This window comes from Blautia sp. HCP28S3_G10 (genome assembly GCF_052065235.1).
Classification (GTDB): Bacteria; Bacillota; Clostridia; order Lachnospirales; family Lachnospiraceae; genus Blautia_A.
Map to the genome: position 1 here is coordinate 1 of NZ_JBQHUL010000059.1, position 11,950 is coordinate 11,950.

Below are 11,950 nucleotides of genomic sequence, written 5' to 3' on the forward strand. Positions count from 1 at the left end.
GATGGATGAGTCCTGTTCAATACAGGCTTAGCCTCTTGGCTGCATAAAAAATGCGTAACAGACAAAATCTGTTACGCAATAAAAGTCTAACTTTTTGGGGTCACCTCATAGGGATGCTTTTTTTATATTTACTGTTCGGAATGTAGTATGCCATGAGTTTTTCTCAATTTGCTGTGATCGGAACAAACAATAACATCGAAATTGAAAATATATGTGCTTTTCGATGCCTGGATATCCGCTGTAAAAATTTTTGGCATCGAAATCAAAGCTTTGTATATTTTCCGATGCCGAAAATACCCGTTATATAGAAGGTGTGGCATCGAATCAGACGTTTCTACCATTTTCCGATGCTGAAAATGCTTGTTATCTATGATTTTTGGCATCGAAAATTGAGTTTTATGAAAAATCCGATGCCTGAAATGCTGAATATATGACTTTTACTTAAGTTACTGTAAATGTAACAGATCAAATCATCTCTCATAAGAATTTTTGTGATGGATGGTCAAAAATAAATTGACAGTATATTAGCTTCAAAAGTATACTTAAATCAGATGGTTTTGCGTTACAGAATACGTGATCAGCTGGAGGAAAAGTGTATGAAAAGAAAAAGAATAGCAGCGTTGATGCTGACAGTATTTATGACCTTAAACGAGGCTGTTTATCCTGTTAATCAGTATGTTACATACGCTCAGTCAGAAGATGAAGTGAGTGTGGAAGAAGAATCCGGAGAAGGGGATTTTTCTGATGAAGAAGTCACTGTAGAACAGGAAACAGAAGAGAATGATGAGGCAGGCGATTCATCTGAAGAAAGCCTGTCTGTTTTTGATGATGAAAGTGAACCTGATGTCAGCGAAAATACCGATATTGCAGGGGCAGATGAAACAAATCTCGGAGACTCCGGGGAGACTCTGGCTGAAGAATCTGATTTCGTGATCAGTGATACAGGAGTACTGACCGAATACAAAGGCACCGGTGGAGATATTGTTATTCCTGATGGAGTCACAGAGATCGGAACAAGTGTGTTTGCGAATAATAAGAAGATCACATCTGTAAAGTTCCCGGAAGGACTGACAAAGATTGGGAACAGTGCGTTCAGTGGTTGCAGTGGGTTTGACGGGGAACTAAAGCTGCCGGAAAATATAGAGACGATCGGAAACTATGCGTTCAGCAGCTGTTCAGGCCTGAGAGGGGATCTGACGATACCGGACAGCGTGACCGGTATCGGGGAAGGAGCATTCCAGTGTTGCAGCGGATTTGACGGAACCCTGAAGTTATCAGAAAACCTGACTAAAATAAATACTTATACATTCTATGATTGTTCCGGTATCACAGGGGAAGTAGAGATACCTGCAAAAGTAAAAAGCCTTGAGTACAGCTCCTTCAGCGGAATGAAAAAAATAACAGGAGTTACCATCGGGGAAGGGATGGAATCGGTTTATACAAGTACCAACCTGTACCATGCCTTTTATGAGTGTGCCAGTGTTGAGACAGTCCGATTCCTAGGGGCAGTGCCGCCGACCACAAACGGCACCAGTATCTTTTATTATATGTCCAGCCTTAAGACGATTTACATCCCGCAGGGGACATACCAGGCATACAGCAGTGCGTATGGAACTGGGATAAATGCAGGGGTGACCCTGAAGGAGGAAGGAAGCGGGGACTTCATCATCACAGACGGAGAACTGGTCAGCTATACCGGGACAGATACGGAAGTGACGATCCCGGACAATGTGACCAGTATCGGGCTTGGGGCGTTCCGGAATAATACAACGATCCAGAAAGTTATAATCCCTGCAGGGGTAACCGCCATAGGGAAGTATGCCTTTACAAACTGTACAGCGTTACAGGAAGCTGCCTACGAAGAGAACAGCAGGCTTGAGAGCATAGGTGAAAGTGCGTTCAGGGGCTGTACAGCACTGGAAAGGACAGAACTTCCAGAAGGACTGACGGAACTTGGAACTTATGCATTCAATAATTGCGGAAAACTTAACATGAGCATGGAACTGCCGGAAGGTCTGACCACCATCAAGGCATATACATTCAACGGCTGCCGGAATCTGACAGGGGCGCTGAAACTGCCCCAAAATATAGAGACGATCGGAAACTATGCGTTCAGCAGCTGTTCAGGCCTGAGAGGGGATCTGATGATACCGGACAGTGTGACCGGTATCGGGGAAGGAGCATTCCAGTATTGCAGCGGATTTGACGGAACCCTGAAGTTATCAGAAAACCTGACTAAAATAAATACTTATACATTCTATGATTGTTCCGGTATCACAGGGGAAGTAGAGATACCTGCAAAAGTAAAAAGCCTTGAGTACAGCTCCTTCAGCGGAATGAAAAAAATAACAGGAGTTACCATCGGGGAAGGGATGGAATCGGTTTATACAAGTACCAACCTGTACCATGCCTTTTATGAGTGTGCCAGTGTTGAGACAGTCCGATTCCTAGGGGCAGTGCCGCCGACCACAAACGGCACCAGTATCTTTTATTTCATGTCCAACCTGAAAAAGATCTACGTCCCTGCCGATTCTCTTGAGGCATACCAGAAAGCCTACGGAAGCAGCCTTCCAGGTTCTGTGGAATGGTCTACAGATGCATCGGAACTTCCACCGGCCAATTTACAGGTTGACCATGTATACAGCCATACAGTTCATTTGTCCTGGAAGGCACTTCAGAGTGAAAATATCGAGGGATATCAGGTATACCGTGACGGAACAGAAGCGGAAAATCTTCTCACAGAAACGCCTGTAAAAGATGCTTTCTACACAGATAAAAATCTGGAACTTGGTGAAGAGCATACATATTATGTCCGCACCTGTCTTACAGATGGCAGATATTCCGGGTTCGCACAGGTAACAGCAACTACGGCAGCTCCTGTGATAAACAAAATCTACACCGATAATCGTTATAACAAGATTGGAATTACAAGAAACAGGATCTATGCAGATGTTGCTGATACAGGAAATCTCCAGGCAATGGAGGCAAAAGAAACCAGTGGCGTATTTTATTATCTTAACAGCAGCGGAAGAAGAATACAGATTGGTGAGGGAAAACTGACTGCCGGAAAATCAAAAGGCACAGGCAGATTTGAAATTTCATGGAGCTTTGATGATCTGGAATCCGGAAATTATACGGTAGTATTTGTTCTTAAAGACGCAGACGGTGAGACTGCTGAAATGCAGGAAACCATTCAGATTGACCGTTCACGTCCACAGCAGATCGTCGGAGTAATGGCAATCGGAGATGTTGATCAGATTACACTTACCTGGGGAATTGCAGCTGAACTGGATACAACCGGCTATCGGATCTACCGAAAAGCCGAGTCTGACGAAGATTTCAGAATCACAGGATATGTAACAAAAAGAGAGACCCTTTCCTACACGGATAAGACTGTAAAATCCGGACATACATATCAGTATTATATAACCGGAATCAATGAATTTAAGGTGGAGAGTCTTCCGTCAGAAACAGTGACTGCAAGCCCGATTTCTGATACAGAAAAACCAAGAATCATAAAGATGTATCCGGTGAATAACAGCCGTGTTAATGGTACAGCTTCCTTTGGCGTCCAGGCGGAGGACAATGTAGGAATCCGTGAGACGATAATTTATATATCCACAGATAATACCAACTGGACAAAAATCGGAAGCAACCGGTCAGATTTTGCCAGTACATCTTATGATACATCAGGCATTTCATCAGGAACTCTGTGGCTTAAGGGAATTGCCATTGATACGAATGGAAATGAGAGTGAGCCGTTTGTTTATCAGTATCAGATTGATAATGAGGGCCCGTCGGCAGTAAAAATTCTGGAAAAGAAATGTGTGACGACCTCTGTGACTGCAACACTTGTATGGGAAAATGTCCCGGATGAGGACGCAGGTTCTTTCCGTGTTGAACAGTTTTTGGATGGAAAATGGACATCCGTCGGAAATGTCAGCAGTACTCTTGGTATGAACATTTACGGACTTACTCCGGATACAGATTACACTTACCGGGTAATTGCTTATGACCAGCTGGGAAACCGTGGAAAAGAACCGGAAAGTGGAGTAACACTTCATACGCAGGCAGATAATACAGCTCCTGTGATCACATCACTTAATCCGAAACCGGGTACATACAGTGACAAGATCACTCTTTCCGCTACTGCGAAAGATGACTATGGAATTCACAAAATCCAGTTCCAAATTTCAGAAAACAATCAGGACTGGACTACTGTAGAAGAAAAGATTTATGACAACATAAACACTACTGTAACCGCTGAATATACACTTTCTGTAAAGGAATACAGTGACGGATTTATTTATTACCGTGCAGTTGCGGAAGATTTCAGCGGGCAGTTCAGTGATACCAGTGAATCGGCACCTTTTGTCCAGTACAGTATTGACCATACTGCACCACAGGCACCTGTTCATGTATCTGTGGAAGGTAAAAACGGATATATTGAAATTACCTGGAAACAGGGTAAAGAAGATGACCTTGGCGGTTATCAGGTATATCGTCAGGAAGAAAATAAAGAGTACAAAAAGATTGCTGACAACCTTTATCAGGTAAATTACATTGACCGAAATGTAAAAGAAGGAACAAATTATAAATATAAGATATGCGTTTCTGATGCAGCTGGAAATATCAGTGATTTTTCTGGGGAAATGCAGGAACCGGTATCTGTTCTTGTAGATACAGAGAAGCCTGAGATCATCAGTGTTTATCCGGAAAATGGATCAGCAATCAGTGATTCCTATGGAACAGTCCGTGTGCTTGCGCAGGATAACAGAGAACTTTCTTCTGTAAAAATCATGTGGAAGAGTAAAGATGATAGAGATTATCAGAAACTTACTGAAAAGATGGACATAAACAGCTGGAATACAACTGTAGAAGCAGCTCTTCCTCTGAAACAGCTGGAAGATGGTGATGTGATCGATATTCAGGTGCAGGCAGAAGACAGATCCGGAAATATCAGTGATTTATATCAGACACAGTATATGGTAGACTTGACAGCACCAAAGATCAATGCAGTAAAAGCTGTTTACAAAGGAGAGAAAGTTATTGTTTCCTGGAATGGAGAACTGCCGGCAGATCTGATCGGATACAGAATCTACAGACGTGACAATCACAGTACCTCATGGAATCTTATTGCCCAGAAACAGGTGGTTTCAGGTCAGAAGAACTATTCCATTGATGACTGGAATCTGCCGCTTAGCCGTACAGAGCTCGAATATAAAGTAGAAGCTGTTGATGAGGTGGGCAATACTTCTTCAAAAATAATCGAAACACCAGTTGTGCTTCCTGACAGAAGCAGTCCGAAAGCTGTTCTGAACTGTGAAAGTGTTATGGAACAGGGCGTTGAATATCTTTTTGATGCGTCTATGTCTGAAGATGATACCGGAATCATTTCCTATGAGATCGATTTTGGTGACGGAACCAGTTCTCATGAAGCAAAAGCAGGACATAAATATGAAAAAACAGGCACTTATCACGTGACTCTTACGGTAATAGACGGTGATGGAAATAAATCCACAGCTGAAAAAGACATCACTGTGCGTGAGAGAATCCAGCTTGGAACTCTGGAAGTGACTGTCAAAGATTCTGATGGCAGAGCTTTAAGTGGAGCAGAAGTATATTTTGACCTTGGAAATGAAGACCAGTTTAAACGTTTTACAGACGGAAGCGGAAGAGTTTCTTTTACAGCGGAAGCCGGTGCACATGCAGTTGGCTGCATCAAAGGAAATAATGAATATCTTCCTGTCAAAAAAGAAGTCGTAATCACACCGAACAATACGACCAGTATTACAATGATCCTGGTTCAGCAGCCGATCATTGAAGGAAAATTCGAAATTAAACGAATGACCTTTGATGAGATAAAAGCAGCCGGTCTTGATGTTTCCAGTCCGGAGAATCAGTATCTTGTTACAGTAAATGTGACTCTTGTTTATGGAACAGAAGTAATCAAAGACAATATCATGTACAATCCAGGTACAGGCTGGAGTAACTGCAAACCAATCATTGTTGATACTTCATCAGGAAAACATATGTTGATTCCGAATGTTATCTGGTCCGGAAACAATAATAGTGGATCAGGCTCCGGGTCAGGTTCGGGTTCCGGATCAGGTTCTGGTGATGATGACATGGTCAAAAATGTTTCTGTTGCCTATCTGGATGTTCCAATTGGAGTATCTGCACTGAAGGAATTTTTTGATGTGAAACTTCATATCATCAACAATGCATCTTCAGAGTTCAGTATGATGAACAACGAGATTACATTAAATGTTCCGAAGGGTCTTTCTGTTGTGGAATCATCCACAGGAACAGAAAAGAACGCCCATGTTTCTGTAGACGAAATAAAAGGTCAGACGACAAAAACAATCGAGTGGATCCTGCGCGGCGACGATATCGGTGAATACTATCTTTCAGCAGATTATTCCGGTATTTTATCGGAATTCAACCGTCCTGTAACTGCTCATTTTGAGGCAGAAGAACCGATAGAAGTGTACGGGCTTACAGGAATGAAACTGACAGTTCATGTAGCGAACAATCTGAAAAACGGTTATTTCTACTATGATGCTGTTCTTGAAAACAAATCAGAACTGGAAAGATATCTTCCATCTATAAATGGAAACGGTGAGCTTACAGAAGTACAGTATTTCAAAAATGGTTCGGACAGAGGTGAGGCAATATCGCCAGATTCACTGGAAGTTATGGGAAACGGAGATAAACTGGTATATCATTATAAAGATTCCGTTGACAGCAGCCTGCCCGAAGATGTGACATTGAAGGATAAAAATGCAGCGCTTAAGGAGATTTTCTACAATGCACAGCAGACATATGGACTTGAACTTGAATTTGTTGAGGAAAGCCTCGATTATTTTGAAGATGCAAGAGAAACTGTAACTTATGAATTTGATTCCAGAGGCGGATCTTCCGTTGAACCGATCAAAGATATTGTGAAGGGAATGACAGTTACAGTTCCGAAAGCGCCGATAAAAGAAGGAAAATATTTCCAGGGCTGGTTTGAAAATCCGGATGGGACAGGAGAGCAGCTGACCCATAAGACGAAAGCCAGAAAAACAATGATCTGGTATGCACTCTGGGGAGATGAACCGGTTGATACGTCGACACTTTTTTCAAAACTTAACGGGAAAGAATATGGTGTCCATGTAACTGACAACAGCGGAAATCCTGTAGATGGAGCAAAAGTTACACGAGAGGACAGCAGAGGATCAGTTACAGTTACCACTGATGAAGATGGCGATGCCGTATTTGATGATTTTACTGTGGGAACAGTGGCGATCTCCATTACAAAAGAAGGATTTCTTGAGTATTACAATGGAGATTATGAGATCACTGAAGCAGGATATGATACATTTGTTCTGTACAATACCTCACAGGAAGGCCATATTGTTACAAAAGCCATGTATAGTGCAGGAGATTCCGAGACAGATTTGCTGAAAGGCGCCAAACGACTTTCAAATGATTTTTCTTTCAGCTTTAAAATACGCTGTGAAACAGCCGATGGAAATCGGTCAGGAGAACATCTTGAACTGTGGCAGAACACCAACAAGATTGCAGATGCAGATTCCAGTGGTGTATTCCAAAACCTTCGTGCTGCAAGTTTTGTAGTAGGAAAGGGAATTCATATCCGTAATTATTACAGTTCGGACAATCCTTATCTGTATACAAGAACACTTCTGAATATGGAAATTATGAAAAGTCCGAAAGTTTATGGAACACTTTCTCTGGGATCAGAGACAGGATTTTCCATTGACAGTGACGTTCCTTTCCTGGGCGGGATGAAAATTTCTACCGGTTTGTCATCTTTTCCGGTTGATTTTAAGATCGACCAGGAAAAAGAGACTGTGCATCTGGGCATTAATGTAAAGAAAGAAACATTTAATACTGAAAAAAGACGGGAAAAAAACAAAAACTGGCTGTCGTCTGTAAATCAGGCAACGCAGTGCGGTTCTGTGGATTCCAGTGAATTGAACAATAAGTTTTCCGAGTATTGCAGAGAGCATGGCAGAATGTCTCTCAGTGGCTGGGATGTGAAAGCACCGGAAGTCTCAGTGCTTGGTTATGCTGAAGGAAAGTTATCCTCAGGAAACTGGACAAAGATCACCGGATATCTCTGTGTTCAGGTAAAAGCTTCAGCAAAATATGGCTGGACGATCCCTTCTGTATTTTCAATTCCGATTGTTGTGGAAATCAAACTGTCGGCGGATGGAAAGCTGTCTGCAAAGGTAACATATGACCTAGAAAAAAGTAATCTTACCGGTACGCTTGGACTTGATCTTTCATTTTCACTTGATGCACTCGTCGGAGTCGGAGTCTCGGGTGTTACAGCAGGCGGTGTAACAGGAAAAGCAACTCTTGATCTTGAATTTTATCTGGCAAGCACGAATGGAGAAAAGGGACTGAATTCTGCCACTCTGACAGGATCAATGGGAGTTAAGGCATATCTGGGGCCTGTGGAATTAACGAAACAGTTTGTACAAAAGAAATTTTATCTTTACACAAGGAATAATGAACGGGAATCTCAAACCAGCGCAGGTTCAGCGGCAGAGCTTCTTTATGATGCGGATGGATACACAACAGTAGACAGAACCTACCTCGAAAAACAGTCAGCCTGGAAGGGCTCCGAAGAAAGTTCCGAAGTAATAAAGCCCCTTCTCACAGATACGTACGGTGGTTCTGATCCACAGATCGCTTCTGCAAATGGAAAGACAGTCATGGTATTCCGGTATGATAACAAAGACCGTGATGTCTGGAATATGGGACAGCTGATGTATTCTGTATTAAAAGACGGTAAGTGGCAGGAACCACAGCCGGTAGATGATAATGAACTGGCGGACATCAGTTTTGATCTGAATTCAGATGGAAATGAGATTACTCTTTCTTATCAGGAAGCGAATGAAAAACTGACAGAAAATACGGCAGCGATAAACAAACTGACCGCTCATACCAGTATCAGATTTATGAAGTTTGACCTTTCTTCGATGAAATTTACAGAGGCTGAACAGGTATCGGAAAATTCTGATACATATGCATTCCGCGCAAGAACGTTTACATTAAATGGAGAGGAGATCATGGTATGGATAGGAAATCCGAAAAGTGATATTTTCACTCTTAATTCAGAGAACCAGCTTCTTTACAGAATCCGCCGAAATGGTCAGTGGGGAGAGGTAAAAACGCTTGTAAAAGACAGTAATTATATCCCTTCTTTCTGCGTGGGAACACTGGAAGGAAAAACGGTTCTTGTGTATTCTGTAGATGGAGATAATGACCCGGGAACCACCTCAGACCGTACCGTATACGGCATTGACCTCAATGGAAATATTCTTTTCCGGGAAGAGGGGAGCTGTGAAGAAATTACATATCTGAATCTGCCGGATGAGTATCTGAATGGTTTTGTGTGGAATCAGAATGGTGTCCTCATGTACCGTAATTCCGTAAAAGAAAAGAGTATGGCAATTACAGGGGAAACGGATTCTGTAAGCAGCAACTTTAAGATCTGTGGGAAAAATATCTATTATATTGCGACAGATGAAAACGGCTTCCAGAATATTTTCTGCATGAAAAAGACAGTCGAAAACTGGGCATCACCGGTACAGATCACAGATCAGAAAGAACAGATCATCAGTTTTGATGTCTGCAATTCCGGTGATGGCGATTACATTACTCTGATGAGAAGCAATGGTGATTTTGAAAATGAATCCAACACCCTGTCATGGCTGAAGGTTGGTGAAACTCATGATCTGGTTCTTGCAGGAACTTCTTTTGAGATGGAGGATGCGATTCCTGGAAAGAAACTTCCTGTAACGCTCAGAATCAGTAATCAGGGAAGCGAAGTGGTCTCAGAAATCGGTTATTCTGTTGAAACAGTTTCAGATAAGGAGTCACCTGAAACAATCTGTCAGGGAACAAAGGAGATAAAGCTTCTTTCCGGTACAGAAAATCAGACAGAGATAGAAATCCCAATTTCAGAAAATGCAGCAGCCGGTAAGCTTAAGGTACACATCTGGGAACTTAAGGACGGAGAAACTGTCGAGGAACTGAAAGAAGACAATAATTCTGCTGAAATTCAGGTTGCATTTACTGATCTTTCTGTTTCTGCAAAACTGTATACAGCAGCCGGAAATAATACTGCGGTGATCACTGTCAGAAATAACAGTCAGGTTGCAGCAGGCGGAGAATTGAAGGTGTATGATACAGGCAGAGTAGACGGAACAATTATTCAGGCTGAAAAGATTCAGAAGCTAAAGCCAGGTGAGGAACAGACGTATCGTCTGGAATTCGGTAATGATATTTTTACTGATGATACAACAGAACTGGAACTTGCGGCAGAAGTCGTTCCGGATGTAGCGGATTATGCAGAACACAATAACTGTGATACAGTTATTGTACAGAAAATGGTTCATGCAAGATTTTATGCAGAAGGAGTCCTTCTTGCAGATGATCTTTATCAGGCAGGAGAAAGCCTGATCCTTCCGGCTGATCCGGAAGGAGATGGAATTTTCCGGGGCTGGTATACAGATGGAAAACCGGCAGAGGATGGAAGTGTTTTGAATGATAATACAGAATATTATGCGGTTTTCCATAAAGATATTGAGAAGGCAGATGTTTCTGCAACAGATACGCTCTGTGTCACAGGAAAAGAACTCCGGCCGGAACCGACAGTAACGTACAATGGTCAGAAACTTCAAAAGAGCACAGATTACACTGTTTCATGGAAGAACAACGTAAAGATCGGAAACGGTGAGATCATCATTAAGGGCATTGGCGGATACTATGGTGAAAAAATTGTCCAGTTCAGAATCACAGATCATTCCTGGGAAAAGAACTGGAAAGTCCTTCAGGAAGCAACAGCCCTGACAGAAGGTAAGCAGCAGCGAACCTGTACGAGATGCGGACTGAAACTGACACAGACCATTAACAGATTGAAGCCGACGGTTTCCGTCAATGCTGACAATATTGTCCTTAAGGTAAAACAGTCTACAAGGAAACTGAAAGTTACAGGTCTTGCAAAGGGTGACCGTATTGTTTCATGGAAATCCAGTAACAAAAAGATTGTCACAGTGAATTCTTCTGGTAAGATAAAAGCAGGAAAGAAGACCGGAAAAGCAAAGATTACGGTAATACTGAAGAGCGGACTTACCCGGGTGATTTCAGTAAAAGTACAGAAAAAAGCAGTAAAGACGACAAAGATCCTTGGAATCAAGAAAAAACTTTCTCTGAAAAAAGGAAAATTCCTGAAACTGACACCGGAGATCCTTCCAATTACATCACTGGAAAAGGTAACTTACAGTTCCAGTAACAAAAAGGTAGTATCTGTAAATTCAAAAGGAAAGATCACTGCGAAGAAGAAGGGAACCGCAACCATAACTATAAAATCCGGAAAGAAAAAAATAAAATGTAAAGTTACTGTAAAATAAAATTCTTTACTTAAGATGGAAATCGTGTTAGAATAGCACTTGCGCAAGCAGGTCAGGTGATCGCGGCTGCACAGACGAAAGGGTGCAGACGAGGAAAGTCCGGGCTTCACAGGGCAGGATGCCGGATAACGTCCGGTGGAGGTGACTCCCAGACCAGTGCAACAGAAATAAACCGCCTTCTTCTGTAAGGTAAGGGTGGAAAGGCAGTGTAAGAGACTACCGCCGTTGTGGTAACAGAACGGGCACATGTAAACTCCATTTGAAGCAAGACCGAAAAGAAAGCGATACGGCTGCCCGTCGTGCTTTCAGGTGGGTCGCTTGATCCTTTTGGTAACGAAAGGGCTAGATAGATGATCATCCAATGACATAACCCGGCTTATCGATCAGCTTGCAATAAAAAAACGCTGCATTATGATATGTACCCAGAATTCTGGACACATATTTATAAGTTAGGCGGACATTATGGATGCTTCTCTGTATTTTACAGGAGGCATCCATTTTGTTTTTGCCTGGATTCGTTT

General features: G+C 42.3%; 1 protein-coding gene and 1 other RNA gene. Both read left to right on the plus strand.

The annotated features are described in order from the left end of the window. Nucleotides 1–596 precede the first annotated feature (596 nt). On the plus strand, nucleotides 597–11,429 hold the full coding sequence (locus tag ACTNB8_RS15455; RefSeq protein WP_441055984.1) for a leucine-rich repeat protein: 10,833 nt from the start codon (nucleotides 597–599) through the stop codon (nucleotides 11,427–11,429). 44 nt (nucleotides 11,430–11,473) lie between these two features. After that, nucleotides 11,474–11,824: RNase P RNA component class A (gene rnpB, locus ACTNB8_RS15460), an RNA gene on the plus strand. Nucleotides 11,825–11,950 lie beyond the last annotated feature (126 nt).

Bases quoted from the DNA above. Each gene is read 5' to 3' on its own strand.
- ACTNB8_RS15455 (WP_441055984.1), top strand. From the start codon at position 597: ATGAAAAGAAAAAGAATAGCAGCGTTGATGCTGACAGTATTTATGACC.